Source organism: Streptomyces sp. NPDC030165 (genome assembly GCF_055573595.1).
In genome coordinates this window covers 72,693-88,884 of the sequence record NZ_JBVIBD010000015.1, presented here as the reverse complement: position 1 = coordinate 88,884, position 16,192 = coordinate 72,693, and the positions used below count along the sequence as shown (strand labels likewise).

Below are 16,192 nucleotides of genomic sequence, written 5' to 3'. Positions count from 1 at the left end.
CCACTTACCCCCCCCCCACCCCCCCCCCCGCGATCTTGCCCCGCCCCCCCCCCCCCCCCCCCCCCCCCCGCTCGCGTACACCGCGACACCTCAGGCACCGCGGGGCCACAGGCCGCAGGCCGCAGGCCGCATACGATTCGGGCCCCGCAGGCCGGACCGGCGACATTCACCGGCCGCGGCCGACGGGGCCCCGGGGCTCGTAACGTACCTCTCACGGCGCGCGCCTCGTAGGCCACGCACCTCTTCCGGCGCGTACCTCACCCGGCACGCACCTCCACGACACGCCCCTTGAGGCGCCCACCCCTTACGGCTCGAACTTGTACCCCAGCCCCCGGACCGTGACCAGGTACCGCGGCGCGCCCGGGTCCGGTTCGATCTTGGCGCGCAGGCGCTTCACGTGGACGTCCAGCGTCTTGGTGTCCCCCACGTAGTCCGCGCCCCAGACGCGGTCGATCAGCTGCATACGGGTCAGCACCCGGCCCGCGTTGCGCAGCAGCATCTCCAGGAGGTCGAACTCCTTCAGCGGCAGGTCGACCTTGCCGCCGGAGACCGTGACGACGTGCCGGTCCACGTCCATCCGGACCGGCCCGGCCTCCAGGGCCTGCGGTGTGACCTCCTCGGGCTCCCCGCGGCGGCGCAGCACCGCGCGGATCCGGGCGACCAGCTCGCGGGAGGAGAAGGGCTTGGTGACGTAGTCGTCGGCTCCTATTTCCAGGCCGACCACCTTGTCGATCTCGCTGTCCTTGGCGGTCACCATGATGACCGGGACGTTGGAGCGGCCGCGCAGCTGACGGCAGACCTCGGTGCCGGGCAGGCCCGGCAGCATCAGGTCCAGCAGGACCAGGTCGGCGCCGTTGCGCTCGAACTCGTCCAGGCCGTCGGGACCGGTGGCCGCGACGGCGACCTCGAAGCCCTCCTTGCGGAGCATGTACGACAGGGCGTCACTGAACGATTCCTCGTCCTCGACGACGAGCACTCGGGTCACGGAAGGACCTCCGGGGCAGGATGAGCAGGGAGCGGATCGTTGAAGGTCTCGTACGGGCGGTCCTCTTCGTCGAGGCCCTCCGCCGACGGGTCGGAGGCGGTACGCGCGCGCTCGCGCACCGCACCTGCCTCCGGGAGACGCAGGGTGAAGGTGGAGCCCTGTCCCTCAGCGCTCCACACCGTGACCTCCCCGCCGTGCGAGGCGGCCACGTGCTTGACGATGGCGAGGCCGAGGCCGGTCCCGCCGGTGGCGCGGGAGCGCGCCGGGTCCACGCGGTAGAACCGCTCGAAGACGCGGTCCCGGTCCTTCTCCGATATCCCGATGCCCTGGTCGGTCACCGCGATCTCGATCAGTCCCCCAGTGCCGAAAGCCTGGGAGGTACCCCCACCCCCGTGCGCCTGGACACGGCGGCCCGCGATACCGACCCGGGTACGGGCCGGCGAGTAGTTGACGGCGTTCTCGACGAGGTTGCCGAGGGCGGCGGCGAGCTGGCCGCGGTTGCCCCAGACGTGCAGGTCGGCGGTGCCGGCGGCGGCCATGGTGATCTGCTTGCTGCCGGCCTGCTGGCGGCAGCGGTCGATCGCCTCCGCGACCAGTTCGTCCACCCGGACCGGCTCGGCGTCCTCCAGCGGGTCGTCGTTCTGCACCCGGGAGAGGTCGATCAGTTCCTGGACGAGGTTGGTCAGGCGGGTGGCCTCGTTCTGCATCCGGCCCGCGAAGCGCTCGACCGCCTCGGGGTCGTCACTGGCGTCCATGACGGCCTCGGACAGCAGGGACAGGGCGCCGACCGGGGTCTTGAGCTCATGGCTGACGTTGGCGACGAAGTCGCGTCGTACCGCCTCGATGCGCCGGGCCTCGGTCAGGTCCTCGACCAGCAGCAGGACCAGCCGGGAGCCGAGGGGCGCGACCCGCGCGGAGACCGCCAGGGCGTCGCCGCCCCGGCCCGTCCCCCTGCGCGGCAGGTCCAGCTCGACCTGGCGTATCTCACCGTCGCGGCGGGTGTCGCGGGCCATCTGGAGCATCGGCTCGACGGCCAGCTCCCCGCCTCGTACGAGCCCGAGGGCGTACGCCGCCGAGCTGGCCTTGACCACGGCGTCGGCCTCGTCCAGGACGACGGCCGAGGAGCGCAGCACCGACAGGACCGTGTCCACGCCGGGCGGCAGGACGGCGTCGGTGTGCAGGGACGTACGCGTGGGCTTGGCCTGTTCCCGCTCGCTCCAGCGGAACGCCAGCATGGCGAAGACGCCGGTGCACAGTCCGGCGATCGCTGCCACGGCGGCTACGGCCGCATCCACGTTCATGACTCCAGGTTATGCGTCGCCTGTGACACTTCCCCAGCCGTTCGAGGGCCTGCTCGAACATACGTCGCCCAGAGTTCACCTTGGTGTCGGTGCCGGTTCATTCCGGAGGCCAGAACCGGTCGCGTTCCGGCCGGAACGTGGGAGCGTGGGGATTCCGGCCCCCCACACCACCACTCGAAGTGAGAGAAGGTCACTGATGCGGGACGCGTACCACGAGGAGCTGGATTCGATCGGCGAGAGCCTCGTCGAGATGGCCAGGCTCGTCGGCTCCGCGATCGGGCGCGCCACCACGGCGATACTCGACGCGGACCTGAAGCTCGCCGAGGCCGTGATCGCCGCCGACGAGAAGGTAGACGACCTCCAGCGCGACCTGGAGGCCCGGGCGATAGCCCTGCTGGCGCGCCAGCAGCCGGTCGCCACCGACCTGCGGATCGTCGTCACCTCCCTGCGCATGAGCGCCGACCTGGAACGTTCCGGCGACCTGGCCCAGCACGTGGCCAAGCTCGCCCGGCTGCGCTTCCCCGACGCGGCCGTGCCGCGGGACCTGCACGCGACGATATTGGAGATGGGCCAGCTCGCGCAGCGCCTGATGGCCAAGGCCGCCGAGGTCATCATCACCAAGGACGTCGACCTCGCGCTCCAGCTGGAGCAGGACGACGACGCGATGGACCTCCTGCACCGCACCCTCTTCCAGCACCTGATGGACGACCGCTGGAAGCACGGCATCGAGACGGCCGTGGACGTGACGCTGCTGGGCCGCTACTACGAGCGGTTCGCCGATCACGCGGTGTCGGTGGCCAAGCGCGTCGTCTACCTGGTCACCGGCGAGCATGCGGACGAGATCGCCCCGCCGGCCCCGGTGGAGGGCGCGTAGCAGCACCAGGCCGCGCACGACGCGCCGCCGTACGCCCCGGCCGGGAGCCGTACGGCGGCGAGCCGTGCCACCACGCGCCGTTGATGCGCCTCGGCGAGCGGGCCTCCAATGGAAGCGAACGGCATTCGATGCCCCTCTTCCCAAGGAGGCAGATCATGACGCGTTCCACCACCCCCGCCCCCCGACTCAGCGACTGCAGCTGCGGCCCCGGCTGCTCCTGCGGCTGCCAGTCCGGCGGCCCCTGCCAGTGCGGCGGCGGCTGCGGCTGAACCCGGCCGCGATCGCGGCCGTCCTACCGGCAGCGCTTGCGACCAATCGTTCCGGCGGCCGCTCAGGTCGCAACCGCGACGGCAGGCATGAGCTCCGCTCGGCATGACGCCGAGCGGGGTTCTGCTGCGTTCCGGCGCCTGCCTGCCGCCGTTGAGCTGGGCCCGTCCCATGGCAGGAGTGCATGCGGCCGTGCTCCGTGGCGCCTTCCTGACGGCGTGGGGAGGGCCGGCAGCAGGCAGAAGCCCCCTACCCGCGGCAAAACCGCAGGCAGGGGGCTCACAAGCAGGGGGCTTACTTCTTCTTGCCCTGGTTCTTCACGGCCTCGATGGCGGCCTTGGCGGCGTCCGGGTCGAGGTAGGTGCCGCCCGGGTTGACCGGGTGGAAGTCGGCGTCGAGTTCGTAGGAGAGGGGGATGCCGGTGGGGATGTTCAGGCCGGCGATGTCGGCGTCGGAGATGCCGTCGAGGTGCTTGACCAGGGCGCGGAGCGAGTTGCCGTGGGCGGCGACCAGGACGGTGCGGCCGGTGGCCAGGTCCGGGACGATGCTGTCGTACCAGTACGGGAGCATGCGGACGACGACGTCCTTGAGGCACTCGGTGCGCGGGCGCAGCTCGCTGGGGATGATCGCGTAGCGCGGGTCGTCGATCTGGGAGAACTCCGCGTCGTCCGCGAGGGCGGGCGGCGGGGTGTCGTACGAGCGGCGCCAGAGCATGAACTGCTCCTCGCCGAACTCGGCCAGGGTCTGCGCCTTGTCCTTGCCCTGGAGGGCGCCGTAGTGGCGCTCGTTCAGGCGCCAGCTGCGGTGGACCGGGATCCAGTGGCGGTCGGCGGACTCCAGGGCCAGCTGCGCGGTGCGGATGGCGCGCTTCTGGACGGAGGTGTGCACGACGTCGGGGAGCAGGCCGGCGTCCTTGAGCAGCTCACCGCCGCGGACCGCCTCCTTCTCGCCCTTCTCGTTGAGATTGACGTCCACCCAGCCGGTGAACAAGTTCTTCGCGTTCCACTCGCTCTCGCCGTGGCGAAGGAGGATCAGCTTGTACGGTGCGTCGGCCATGCCTTCGAGCGTAATCCACTTCCGGCCATGGGCTTGCCGCGGCCCATGCTTGCTTGACATGGACATGCAGGGCGAGTTCGTGAGGGCACGTGCACCGAGGGGGGTGCCGGCACGATCGCGTCGCGCTCCCCGCTCCGGAAGGCTGGCCGGAGAGCCGGAGGACCGGAGAGCCGGGCGAGTGCGGGAGCAGGGAGAGAGGATGACGGTGGTTACGCGGCGTACCTGTGTGGTGACGGGGCTGGCCGCGGTGGCAGGGCTGACCCTCGCCGCCCCTACGGCCGGCAGCGCGCAGGCCGGACCCCGGGGCACGGCGCCGGTCCGTATGACGCTGCCCGCGCCGGCCGGCCCGTACGAGGTGGGGGTCGTTTCCCTCCACCTGGTGGATGGCGGGCGGCGGGACCCATGGGTGGCGGACCGGGCACACCGGGAGCTGATGGTGAGTGTCCGCTACCCGGCTCGGGCGGTGAGCGGTTATCCGCGTGCGCCGCAGATGTTGCCCGGTGAGGCTGCTGCGTTCGACGGCTGGAGCAACTTTTCGGCGGATGTTCCGAAGGGGCTGGCCGACTGGGGTGCCACCCGTACGCATGCGCATCTGGGCGCGCCGGCCGCGCGGCACGGTGGGCGGGGCTTTCCGGTGGTTCTCTACTCCCCCGGTGCGGCGGACCCGCGCACGCTCGGCAGCGCTCTCTGCGACGAGCTGGCGTCCCGGGGGTACGTCGTCGTCAGCATCGATCACACGTATGAGGCGCCCGGAGTGCAGTTCCCGGACGGGCGGGTGGCGTACAGCCGGATGCGGGAGGAGGCCGGGAAGGTGCAGGGGCGGCCCGAGCGGCTCACCGCGCTGCTGAAGAAGCTGACGGCGGTACGGGTGGCCGACACCCGGTTCGTGCTCGATGAGTTGGCCCGGCCGGCGGCTCTTCCGCGGGCACTGCGCGGGGCGCTGGATCTGCGCGCGGTCGGGATGTTCGGGCAGTCGGGTGGTGGATTCACCGCGGCGCAGGCCATGCACGACGACCGCCGGATCAGGGCCGCGGCGAACCTGGACGGCGTGATGGGCTACACCCAGCGCGACGACGACCCCGCCAATCCGTCCACGGTCGGTACGGACGGGCTCGACCGCCCGCTGCTCCTCATGGGGAAGGAGGGCGACGACCACCACACGGTCGCGTCCTGGAGGGCGGTGTGGGAGCACAGTTCGGGGTGGCATCGGGATTTCACCCTGGTGGGGGCCGAGCATGCGAGTTTCACGGACGCGCAGTGGCTGGTGCCGCAGTTGGCCCGGAAGGGCGGGAGCAGGGAAGGCGGGTTGCCGCGCGCGACCGTGGAGAAGTCGGTGGGGACGGTCGCGCCGGACCGTTCGGTGGCGGCGCAGCGGACGTATGTGACGGCCTTCTTCGACCGGTGGCTGCGGGGGCGGGACAGCGGGTTGCTGGACGGGCCGTCCCGGCGTTTTCCGGAGGTCCGGTTCGTACGGTGACGGGATGCGCCCCGAGGGGCCGTTACGCCGACGGCCCCTGCGTCAAGTGGCTGAACGCCTCCAGGTTCCGTGTCGACTCCCCCCGCGCGACCCGCCACTCGTACTCCTTGCGGATGGCGGAGGCGAAGCCCATCTCCAGGAGGGTGTTGAAGCTGCCGTCGGCGTTCTCCAGGACCGTGCCGAGGATGCGGTCGAGTTCGTCGGGGGTGACGGCGGCGAGCGGGAGTTTGCCGACGAGGTAGATGTCGCCCAGCTTGTCGATCGCGTAACTCACGCCGTACAGGCGGGTGTTGCGCTCCAGGAGCCAGCGGTGGACGGCTTCGTGGTTCTCGTCCGGGTGGCGGACGACGAAGGCGTTGATGGAGAGCGAGTGCTTGCCGACGATCAGGGAGCAGGTCGTGGAGAGCTTGCGGGTGCCGGGCAGGGTCACCACGTACGTGCCGTCGGTGGGCGATTCCCACGCCAGGCCGGCGTCGTCGAGAGCCGTCTCGATCACCTGTCGTGCCGTGTCGTCAGCCATGGGGTGATCGTAGGTGACGGCGTCGCTCCTGCATCGCGGCGGTGTACACCTCTGCGGTCGCGGCGGCGGCGGTGTCCCAGCCGAAGGAACGGGCGTGCCGGGCGGCGGCCGCGCCCATCCGGCCGGCCAGTGACGTGTCGCGGGCGAAGCGGCCGAGGGCCCGGGCGTAGTCGGCCGGGTCGTGGCCGGATATGAGGAAGCCGCTGACGCCGTCGCGTACGGCCACCGGAAGGCCCCCGACGGCGGCGGCGATCACCGGGGTGCCGCACGCCTGGGCCTCGATCGCGACCAGGCCGAAGGATTCGCTGTAGGACGGCATGACCAGGACGGACGCGGCGCGGTACCAGTCGGCGAGCTGTTCCTGGCCGACCGGCGGGCGGAAGCGGACGACGTCGGCGATGCCCAGGCGGGCGGCCAGCTTCTGCAGCCCTTCGGGCTTGGCCAGGCCGCTGCCGCTGGGGCCGCCGACCACCGGGACGACCAGGCGCGACCGCAGGGACGGGTCCTCGTCGAGGAGGACGGCTGCGGCGCGCAGCAGGATGTCGGGGGCCTTGAGCGGCTGGATGCGGCCGGCGAACAGGGGGATCAGGGCGTCCTGCGGCAGGCCGAGGCGGGTGCGGGCGGCGGCGCGCGAGGCGGAGGTGTCGGAGGGGCCGGAGGTGCTGTCGTGGCCGGTGGAAAGGGCGGGGGCACCGGGGCCGGTGGAGATGTCCGTACGGCCGGATGCGGCGGGCCGGAAGCGGTCCAGGTTCACGCCCGGGTGGACGACGGCGACCTTGCCCGGCTCGGCCTCGTAGTGGCGGATCAGCTCCCCGGCTTCCTCTTCCGTGTTCGCGATCAGCCGGTCGGCGGCGCGCACGATCTGGGTCTCGCCGATGACGCGCGCGGCGGGTTCGGGGGTGTCGCCCGCGGCCAGGGCGGCGTTCTTGACCTTGGCCATGGTGTGCATGGCGTGCACGAGCGGGACGCCCCAGCGCTCGGCGGCGAGCCAGCCGACGTGCCCGGAGAGCCAGTAGTGGGAGTGCACCAGGTCGTAGTAGCCGGGGCGGTGGCCCGCCCACGCCTGCATCACGCCGTGCGTGAAGGCGCAGAGCTGGGCCGGCAGCTCCTCCTTGGCCAGGCCTTCGTACGGGCCCGCGTCCACGTGCCGTACGAGGACGCCGGGTGCCAGCTCGACGGCGGGCGGCAGCGTGCCGGTCGTGGCGCGGGTGAAGATCTCGACCTCGATGTTGAGGGAGGCGAGCTTCCTGGCCAGCTCGACGATGTAGACGTTCATGCCGCCGGCGTCGCCGGTGCCCGGCTGGTGCAGCGGGGAGGTGTGCACGCTCAGCATGGCGACCCGGCGCGGGCGGCGGGGCGCGCCCGGCAGGCGCAGCCCGGAACGGCCCGGGAACGGGCCGTGGGAACGGCTGCGGAGCCTGGACACGTATTGGCTCACTGCGGGCTACCTCCTAGCCGGTACGGCCTGGGCCGGGGCGTGCGGCGCCTCCGAAGCCCGTAACAACGGAAGGGGCGCATCCATTTCCCTGCGAGCCCGCTCTCCTTCCACTTTGCCAAAGCGTGACCTTGCACGGCGGGGGAGTGCCTGGCGGGACGGCTGAGGCCGGTGGCCGCATAAGGTCAGGACATGGTCCGCAGCACGTCCGCCTCTCCCCCGCCCTCCCGCCCCCTCGGGAACGCGACCCGCGGCACCACCAACCCGAACCGGCTGCGCCGCATGGACCGCTGGATCGCCGCCACCCACGCCGCCGCGCTGCGCCGCGGCCCCGCACCCGTCGCCGTCGACCTCGGTTACGGCGCGGCGCCCTGGACCGCCGTGGAACTGCTGGCCCGGCTGCGTACGGTACGGGCCGACGTACAGGTGGTCGGCGTCGAGATCGACCCGGCGCGGGTCGCCGCGGCGGCGCCGTACGCGTGCCCGGGGCTGGCCTTCGCCCACGGCGGGTTCGAGGTGCCACTGCCGGGGCGGCGGGCGCCGGTGCTGATCCGGGCGGCGAACGTGCTGCGCCAGTACGCGGAGGGCGAGGTGGCCGCCGTGTGGGAGCGGCTGTGCGCGCGGCTGGCGCCGGACGGGCTGCTGGTGGAGGGCACCTGTGACGAGATCGGGCGGCGGCACGTGTGGGTGGCGCTGGGGCCCGAAGGCCCGCGCACGGTCACTTTCGCGGCCCGTCTCGGTGCCCTCGAAACCCCGTCCGACCTGGCCGAACGCCTGCCGAAGGCGCTGATCCACCGCAATGTGCCGGGCCAGCCCGTGCACACGTTCCTGCGCGACTTCGACCGGGCGTGGGCGGCGGCCGCCCCGTACGCGTCGCTGGGCGCGCGGCAGCGGTGGATGCGCAGTGTGCTCGCGCTGAGTACGGCGTGGCCGCTGGCCGACGGGCCGCGGCGGTGGCGGCAGGGGGAGGTCACGGTGCGGTGGGAGGCGGTTGCGCCCGTGTGAGGCGGTCGCGCCGGTGGGAGGCGGTTCCAGGCGAGGGCGTCCGTGCCGGGACCCTGGATGAAGGCGGGCACGGTCTCCCCGAGGGCGTCCGGCAGATGCCGGACCTCGGGCCGTACACACCGGGCCGGCTGCGGCGGCGTCGCCGGGCGACGCGGTGGTACGGCGAGGTTGCGCAGGTGGCGGGCCTCGGCGTCGGACAGGCGCAAGGGGCGTTCGACGGTGTTCAGCACGGGCTCCGAGATGGCGTTGGCGCGGCCTGTTCGATGCGGGTGCAGTCATCTGTGCCGACTGTCGACCGTCGAGGTGGCGCCGCCGGTCCTGGCCGACGGTCTCGCTGCGGCGCCGCGGTGCTGCGGCGCCGCAGCGCGGCCTCAGTGGGAGATCTGCTTCCGCGAGCTCCCGCCCGCAATCTCGATCTTGCGCGGCTTGGCCCGTTCCGCGACCGGGATGCGCAGTGTCAGAACACCGTTCTCGTACGCCGCGTCCACCCGCTCGCTGTCGAGCGAGTCACCGAGGAACAGCTGGCGGCTGAACTTGCCCGCCGTACGTTCGCTCGCGATCATCTCGGCGCCCTCGGGGGCGGTGGACGTGCGCTCGGCGCGGACGGTGAGCACGTTGCGCTCGATGTCCAGGTCGATGGTCTCGGGGTCGACCCCCGGCAGATCGAAGTGGATCACGAACTCGTCCCCGGACCGGTAGGCGTCCATCGGCAGAGCCGCCGGACGCGCCGTCGTCCCGAGCACCTGCTGGGTGAGGCGGTCGAACTCGCGGAACGGATCGGTGCGCATGAGCATCACGGGTCATCTCCTTCCGAAGGCAGTGGGTGCGATGCCCTTCGCCTTCTGGTATACCCCCGGCGCAGGGAAGTTGACAAGCCCCGACTCAACAGAGCTGAGCAATGACCGAAAGCCCCAGGTCAGGAGGGTGCGCCAGGCTCTCGGCTGAGAGCGCCCAACACCCCCAGCAGTGCGTCCACGAGCACCTTGTCCCGCTCCTGGGTCAGCATCCGGCGGGCGTGGTCCGGTGGGAGCCACAGGAGGCGGTCGACTTCGAGGGTGGGGTCGAAGGAGCCGCCGGCGGCTTCGGCGGCCCAGTAGCGGACCTCTTTGGGGCGGCCGTTGGCGAGGTAGTGGCTGGTGGGGAGCCGGGGGCCGGGACGGCACCGCATGCCGGTCTCCTCGGCGACCTCGCGGAGGGCGCCGGCCAGCCAGTCCTCGTCGCGTTTGAGCTTGCCTTTGGGGTGCGACCAGTCGTCGTATTTCGGCCTGTGTACGAGGGCGATCTCCAGGCCGTCGGTCGTGGGGCAACGGCGCCACAGGACGCAGCCCGCCGCTCTGACGGTTTTCGCGGGCACCGACATCCCTGCGTCACCCCTTCCGTACCGCGGGCCCCGGCTCGGGCACCGGGGCGGAGAGCCACACCCGGCCGAACACGTAGCGGGCCGCTTCGGCTTCCTGGCGCTGGTCGGCGTGGAGGACGCCGAGTGCGTACGCGGTGGCGGGGGCGATGCGCGGGGTGCGGGCCGCCGCGGCGGCAGCGGCGGCGGCTTCGGCGGCGTCCCGGTGGCGTTCCAGTGCCCGGCCGGCTTCCGCGAGGCGCGGGTCGGTGTCGTCCGGGTCGGTCACCTCCTGGGCGTACCGGCTGAGGCGGGCGAGCAGCCGTACCTGGTGCCAGGGCCCGTCCTGGCGCGAGTCGGCGGTCAGGGCTTCGCCGTTGTACGCCTGGCCGGCGCGGGCCAGCGGCAGGGCCGCGACGGCTTCCGCGAGGCGCCGATGGGCCTGTTCGGCCAGTGGGAGCAGCGTGTCCGCCGCGGGCCGGCCGGCGGTGGCGGCGAGCGGCGCTTCCGAGGCGAGTACGGCCACGGCGTCGGCGACGGCGTGGAAGCGGGAGGAGCCGAGCGCCTGGAGGGCGGCGGAGTGGGCGCGGGTGCGGGCGAGGGTGATCTGCCGTTCCAGCAGGGCGCCGGCGCGCGCGGCTCCGGCGGAGAGGAGGGCTTCGGCCGCGTCGGGGTCCGGTGTGTCCCGGGCGGAGGGGGCGGACGAGGCGCCGGGGCCGGTCTGGGCGGTGAGGCGCTGGAGGGCTCCCAGCAGCCGGTCCAGCCGGGCGGTTCCGGCGTGCTCGCGGGCCAGTGTGCCGGACAGCCACGCCAGTTCGCCGCGCAGGTGGTCGGCCCACTTCTCGTCCGTCAGCGGTCGGAAGGTGTGCAGTGCGCCGCCGATCCGCCGGGCGGAGGAGCGCAGTTGGCGGGCGGCCTCGCGGGCGCTGTCCGCGTCCGGGCCGCTGTCGCCGTGGGTGCGCAGGCTGCGCAGGAAGTCCGTCGCCTGGTGGTGCAGGTATGCGGCGAGGACGTCGCCTGCGGTGCGTCCGGTCAGCGCGGAGCCGTCGGTTCCGTACGGGCGCGGCCGGCTGCCGGGGCGTGCCGGTGCTCCGGGCCGGGGCGGTGCGTCGGCCAGCGCGGCAGGCGCGCCGCCGGGCCCGGCCGGCTCGTAGCGGAGCGGGGGGAAGTCATGTCGCTGGGCCACGCCTGCGCCTCCGGGCGTCTATGAGCATTTCCTGTACGTTGCGCAGCGGCGCGCCGTCCGCGTCGACCGCGTGCCGGGTCCAGTTGCCGTCCGGGCCGAGGTGCCAGGACGAGGTGGCGTCCGACGTACCGGTCTCCAGGAGCCGGCTGAGCGAGGCGCGGTGGGCCGGGTCGGTGACCCGTACCAGCGCCTCGATCCGCCGGTCCAGGTTGCGGTGCATCATGTCGGCGCTGCCGAGCCAGACCTCGGGTTCGCCGCCGTTGCCGAAGGCGAACACCCGGGAGTGTTCGAGGAAGCGGCCGAGCACGCTGCGTACCCTGATGTGCTCGCTGAGCCCTTCGACGCCGGGCCGCAGGGCACAGATGCCGCGTACCCACACATCGACCGGTACACCGGCCTGGGACGCGCGGTACAGCGCGTCGATGACGGCCTCGTCGACCATCGAGTTGACCTTGATGCGGACGTAGGCGGGCCGACCGGCGCGGTGGTGCGCGATCTCCTTGTGGACGCGCTGCACCAGGCCGTCCCGCAGGGACTTGGGGGCGACCAGCAGGCGCCGGTAGGTCTCCCGGCGGGAGTAGCCGCTGAGCCGGTTGAAGAGGTCGGAGAGGTCCGCGCCGACCTGCGGGTCGGCGGTCAGCAGCCCCAGGTCCTCGTACAGCCGGGCCGTCTTGGGGTGGTAGTTGCCCGTCCCCACGTGGGAGTAGCGGCGCAGCATCTCGCCTTCCTGGCGGACGACGAGCGACAGTTTGCAGTGCGTCTTGAGGCCGACCAGCCCGTACACGACGTGGCAGCCCGACTCCTCCAGTTTGCGTGCCCACTTGATGTTGGCCTGTTCGTCGAAGCGCGCTTTGATCTCGACGAGGACGAGCACCTGCTTGCCGGACTCCGCCGCGTCTATCAGGGCGTCGACGATCGGCGAGTCGCCCGAAGTGCGGTACAGCGTCTGCTTGATGGCGAGGACGTCGGGGTCGGCGGCGGCCTGCTCCAGGAACGCCTGCACGGAGGTGGAGAAGGAGTCGTACGGGTGGTGGAGCAGGACGTCGCGGGCGCGCAGCGCGGCGAAGATGTCGGGCGCGGACGCCGATTCGACCTCGGCGAGGTCGCGGTGGGTGCCGGCGACGAACTTGGGGTACTTCAGCTCCGGGCGGTCCAGGGCGCCGATGCCGAAGAGGCCGGTCAGGTCCAGCGGGCCGGGCAGCGGGTAGACCTCGGAGTCGGAGACCTTCAGCTCCTGGACGAGCAGGTCCAGGACGGCCGGGTCGATGGACTCCTCGACCTCCAGGCGGACCGGCGGCCCGAAGCGGCGGCGCATCAGTTCCTTCTCCAGTGCCTGGAGGAGGTTCTCCGCGTCGTCCTCCTCGACCTCCAGGTCCTCGTTGCGGGTGACCCGGAACATGTGGTGCGCCCGCACCTCCATCCCCGGGAACAGTTCCTCCAGGTGGGCGGCGATCACGTCCTCGATGGGCACGTACCGCTGCGGCGCGGCCTCCAGGAAGCGGGAGAGCAGCGGCGGCACCTTGACCCGTGCGAAGTGGTCGTGGCCGCTGACCGGGTTGCGTACGACGACGGCCAGGTTGAGGGAGAGGCCGGAGATGTACGGGAACGGGTGGGCCGGGTCGACGGCGAGCGGGGTGAGGACCGGGAAGATCTGCTGGCGGAACAGGGTGAACAGGCGGGCCTGTTCCTTCTCGGCCAGCTCGGGCCAGCGGATCAGGTGGATGCCCTGGTCGGCGAGTTCGGGGGCGACGTCCTGCTGGTAGCAGGCGGCGTGCCGGGCCATCAGCTCGCGCGAGCGGGTCCAGATGAGGTCCAGCACCTCGCGGGGCTGGAGGCCGGAGGCGGAGCGGGTGGCGACGCCGGTCGCGATGCGCCGTTTCAGGCCCGCGACGCGCACCATGAAGAACTCGTCGAGGTTGCTCGCGAAGATCGCGAGGAAGTTGGCGCGCTCCAGGAGCGGGGTGGCCGGGTCCTCGGCCAGTTCCAGCACCCGCTCGTTGAACGCCAGCCAGCTGCGTTCGCGGTCCAGGAAGCGCCCGCCGGGCAGTTCCGCGCCGTCGGCGCCCGCCGCGCCGGTCTCCTCGTAGTCGTCCAGGTCCGCGTCGAGGTCGGGTTCCAGCTCGGGCACCGGTACGGCGACCGCGTGCGGGCGGTGCGCCGCTATGGAGCCCACCGACGGCTGCGCGGACGGTGGCAGGTGGGCCGCCGTCCGGGGCGTCGTCGGCTCGGTCCGGTCCGTGGCCTGGGCGCTGGGCTGCTGGTTCATGACCTTATTCTTCCGCGCCGGGGGCTTTGTCAGCCCGTCGGACGGAGTCGGTACGGGGCGCAGGCGGCGACCGGCGGCATTCGGGACAGCGGGCTGCATCCAGTGATGCTCGCAAGCGACGTTGAATCGCCGGTAACGGGGACGTGGCGGACAGGCAAGCGGGCCGCTACTCCCCGGTGTTTACATTCCCGTGCCTTGCGTTTCCGGGAGCGCGCCCCACGGGGCGCACAAGGGGGCGCGTGAGTACTCCGGCGTACGCCCCCCTTCCTCCCCGGCCGCCGCCCGCCCTCACCGGTTCCGCAGCACCCGCGAAGCGACCGGGAACAGCGCCGGCGCCAGCAGCACGGCCGCGCCCGCCACCAGGGCCGACTCCGTCCACGCGAGCTGCCGGTGGTGGGCGGCCGGGTGGCTGTCGATGTACGCGGCCGTCACCTCGTGCCCGGCGCGGCAGGACGCGTACCCCTCCTCGGCGGCGCAGCCGGCGTCCGGCAGCCGCTCGCCGGACGCGGTCAGCAGGCCGCCGCCCTGGTACCAGGAGGCGTCCGGCAACTCGGAGGCATCGGTGGCGCCCGAGGCGGACCACGTGGTCACGGTCTCCGCCAGGTGCGGGCGTACGACGGCGAACCCGTACGACAGGAAACCCACGAGCACGGCGGTCAGGGCCACCGCGGGCAGCGTGCGCCGCACCACCAGCCCGGCCAGTACGCCCGTCACGAACGCCAGCAGGCAGTACGCGACCGGGACCGGCCCGAGCGCGACGAAGGCGCGCCCGGTGTACCAGTAGACGCCGGAGACCTCGTCGAGAGCGGGCCGCAGGCACCAGGTGACCAGCACGGCCAAGGCCGACGACGCCACCAGCACGATCCCGGCGGGCACCGCGCACTTCGCCGCCAGCCAGCGCACCCGGCTCACCGACTGCGTCCAGGCCAGCGCGACCGTGCCGTGCTCCAGCTCGCGTGCGATCAGCGGGGCCCCCAGGAACATGCCGGACGCGGCGGGCAGCAGCGCCATGGCCATGGTGATCAGGTTGACCAGCCCGCTGAACCTGGCACGGAAGGCGGCCACCGCCTCCTGGGTGCCCGCACAGGCCGGCAGCCGGGAGATCTCCGAGCAGCCCGCGATGTGATGACTGTCGATGTATCCGGCCATCCGCAGGCGCAGCACCACGGCACCGGCCGCGCAGACCGCCACGAGCGCCGCGAGCAGCCGGACCGCCCACCGGTGCTGGCGCCAGACCAGCCAGGCCGTGCCGCGCAGCGGGCTGCGCCAGACCCGTACGGAGTGCCGGGTGCCGTCTTTCGTGGTACCGGCGCTCACCTGCCGCGGATCCCTTCGGCGGTACGGGACCGGGTGGCGCCGCGGCGCGGGCCCGCCGCGCGGGGCTCGGCGCTCGGGGCGATCAGCTCGGGTGCCTCGGGCCTCCGCAGGTAGGAGAGCAGCAGCTCTTCCAAGGTCGGATCGCCGGCCTGCCAGGGGCCGGTGACCGGCCCCTGGCGCCGTACGAGGGCGGTGAGCTGCCGCCCGGTGACGCGCGATTCGATCACCGTGTGCGCGGCGATCTCCGGCGGCAGTCCGTCCGCGCCCCCGGCGCCACCCGGGTACGGGCCGGTCAGCAGCGTGTGGGCGCCGATCACGTCGTCGGCCTCCCCGGCCACCCGCACCCGGCCGTCCGCGAGGACCAGCAGGTAGTCGCAGACGCCGTCGAGTTCGGCGAGGACGTGCGAGGACAGTACGACGGTGGTGCCGTGCTCGGCGGCCTGGGTCATCAGCAGGCCGGTGATCTGGTGGCGTACGAGGGGGTCGAGGTCGGCCAGCGGCTCGTCGAGCAGCATCAGTTCGGGCCGCTTGGCGAACACCAGGGCCAGCGCGACACGGGTGCGCTGCCCGGACGACAGCGCGCCGACGCGGGCGTCGAGGGGAACGTCGCCCTCCCGTACGATCCGCTCCGCCGTCTCGCGGCTCCACCGGGCCCGGTTGAGCTCGTAGCCCATGCGCAGGGTCTCAGCGACGGTCAGCCGCGGGTACAGCGGCTTGTCCTGGGTGAGGAAGGCGACATGGGCGCGGCCCTGCGGGGTGGTGGGGTCGACGCCGAAGACCGTGACGCTGCCCTCGGTCGGCCGCCGCAGCCCCGAGGCCAGCGAGAACAGGGTGCTCTTGCCCGCGCCGTTGGGCCCGACGAGGGCGCACAGGCGGCCGGCAGGCAGGCGGAAGGTGCAGTCGCGCAGAGCCCAGCCACGGCGGATCCGCAGGCCGAGACCGACCGCTTCGACGGCGGTGTGCCCCGCGATCCGGCCGGCGGGGTCGCTCCTGCGGCGCAGCACGCTTCCGCCCCTCCACCGTCTCCGGCCACGTCAGTTCCACTAATGAAGTAGTGGAAGGGTCGGCCACGTGTGTCGCGCCTGTCAACCCCGTACCGCGACCGCCCTTCGGGGCAGGCCCTCGGCGGCCGTTCCTGGGCACCGGATCGGCGGGCACCGCGGTCCG

General features: G+C 72.8%; 14 protein-coding genes. 3 read left to right on the top strand and 11 right to left on the bottom strand.

Going from position 1 to position 16,192, the window contains the following annotated elements; translation table 11 throughout:
* Positions 1-304 precede the first annotated feature (304 nt).
* Positions 305-976, bottom strand: coding sequence for a two-component system response regulator PhoP (gene phoP / locus ACZ4Z1_RS26550; protein WP_468489259.1), 672 nt, complete (start codon positions 974-976; stop codon positions 305-307).
* Between the two features lie 5 nt (positions 977-981).
* Positions 982-2,286 (bottom strand): two-component system sensor histidine kinase PhoR, encoded by a 1,305-nt coding sequence (phoR, locus tag ACZ4Z1_RS26545; RefSeq protein ID WP_468489125.1) that lies wholly within the window; start codon positions 2,284-2,286, stop codon positions 982-984.
* A 196-nt stretch (positions 2,287-2,482) separates the two neighbouring features.
* Between phoR and phoU the strand changes: the two genes are divergently transcribed.
* On the top strand, positions 2,483-3,160 hold the full coding sequence (gene phoU / locus ACZ4Z1_RS26540) for a phosphate signaling complex protein PhoU (protein ID WP_468489124.1): 678 nt from the start codon (positions 2,483-2,485) through the stop codon (positions 3,158-3,160).
* A 561-nt stretch (positions 3,161-3,721) separates the two neighbouring features.
* On the opposite strand, the gene ACZ4Z1_RS26535 is transcribed toward phoU, so the two are convergent.
* Positions 3,722-4,483, bottom strand: a complete 762-nt coding sequence (locus ACZ4Z1_RS26535; RefSeq protein WP_468489123.1) for a phosphoglyceromutase — start codon at positions 4,481-4,483, stop codon at positions 3,722-3,724.
* A gap of 199 nt (positions 4,484-4,682) precedes the next feature.
* On the opposite strand from ACZ4Z1_RS26535, the gene ACZ4Z1_RS26530 reads away from it, so the two are divergent.
* On the top strand, positions 4,683-5,960 hold the full coding sequence (locus tag ACZ4Z1_RS26530) for an alpha/beta hydrolase family protein (RefSeq protein ID WP_468489122.1): 1,278 nt from the start codon (positions 4,683-4,685) through the stop codon (positions 5,958-5,960).
* 22 nt (positions 5,961-5,982) lie between these two features.
* Here ACZ4Z1_RS26530 and ACZ4Z1_RS26525 read toward each other — a convergent pair whose 3' ends face one another.
* Both ACZ4Z1_RS26525 and ACZ4Z1_RS26520 read right to left on the bottom strand, forming a co-directional pair.
* Positions 5,983-6,480 carry a type III secretion system chaperone family protein gene (locus ACZ4Z1_RS26525; protein WP_468489121.1) on the bottom strand — a complete coding sequence of 166 codons (498 nt, stop codon included), beginning with the start codon at positions 6,478-6,480 and terminating at the stop codon, positions 5,983-5,985.
* The gene (locus ACZ4Z1_RS26520; RefSeq protein WP_468489120.1) at positions 6,473-7,918 is read right to left on the bottom strand and encodes a glycosyltransferase; all 1,446 of its coding nucleotides are present in this window, start codon (positions 7,916-7,918) and stop codon (positions 6,473-6,475) included. The genes ACZ4Z1_RS26525 and ACZ4Z1_RS26520 overlap by 8 nt, the downstream gene beginning before the upstream one ends.
* 189 nt (positions 7,919-8,107) lie before the next feature.
* Here ACZ4Z1_RS26520 and ACZ4Z1_RS26515 point away from each other — a divergent pair, with 189 nt between their 5' ends.
* Positions 8,108-8,920, top strand: coding sequence for a class I SAM-dependent methyltransferase (locus tag ACZ4Z1_RS26515; protein ID WP_468489119.1), 813 nt, complete (start codon positions 8,108-8,110; stop codon positions 8,918-8,920).
* 371 nt (positions 8,921-9,291) lie between these two features.
* Here ACZ4Z1_RS26515 and ACZ4Z1_RS26510 read toward each other — a convergent pair whose 3' ends face one another.
* The 6 genes from ACZ4Z1_RS26510 to ACZ4Z1_RS26485 all read right to left on the bottom strand — a co-directional run bounded on the left by ACZ4Z1_RS26510 (position 9,292) and on the right by ACZ4Z1_RS26485 (position 16,029).
* Positions 9,292-9,714 carry an Hsp20/alpha crystallin family protein gene (locus ACZ4Z1_RS26510; RefSeq protein ID WP_468489258.1) on the bottom strand — a complete coding sequence of 141 codons (423 nt, stop codon included), beginning with the start codon at positions 9,712-9,714 and terminating at the stop codon, positions 9,292-9,294.
* Between the two features lie 122 nt (positions 9,715-9,836).
* Positions 9,837-10,280, bottom strand: coding sequence for an NUDIX hydrolase (locus tag ACZ4Z1_RS26505; protein WP_468489118.1), 444 nt, complete (start codon positions 10,278-10,280; stop codon positions 9,837-9,839).
* Between the two features lie 7 nt (positions 10,281-10,287).
* Positions 10,288-11,442, bottom strand: a complete 1,155-nt coding sequence (locus tag ACZ4Z1_RS26500; protein ID WP_468489117.1) for a CHAD domain-containing protein — start codon at positions 11,440-11,442, stop codon at positions 10,288-10,290.
* Positions 11,426-13,708, bottom strand: a complete 2,283-nt coding sequence (locus ACZ4Z1_RS26495; protein ID WP_468489116.1) for an RNA degradosome polyphosphate kinase — start codon at positions 13,706-13,708, stop codon at positions 11,426-11,428. Before ACZ4Z1_RS26495 ends, ACZ4Z1_RS26500 begins: the two co-directional genes overlap by 17 nt.
* A 288-nt stretch (positions 13,709-13,996) precedes the next feature.
* Complete coding sequence (locus ACZ4Z1_RS26490; RefSeq protein WP_468489115.1) at positions 13,997-15,025, bottom strand: ABC transporter permease; 1,029 nt, start codon at positions 15,023-15,025, stop codon at positions 13,997-13,999.
* Positions 15,022-16,029 (bottom strand): ABC transporter ATP-binding protein, encoded by a 1,008-nt coding sequence (locus tag ACZ4Z1_RS26485; RefSeq protein ID WP_468489114.1) that lies wholly within the window; start codon positions 16,027-16,029, stop codon positions 15,022-15,024. The genes ACZ4Z1_RS26490 and ACZ4Z1_RS26485 overlap by 4 nt, the downstream gene beginning before the upstream one ends.
* Positions 16,030-16,192: the final 163 nt, after the last annotated feature.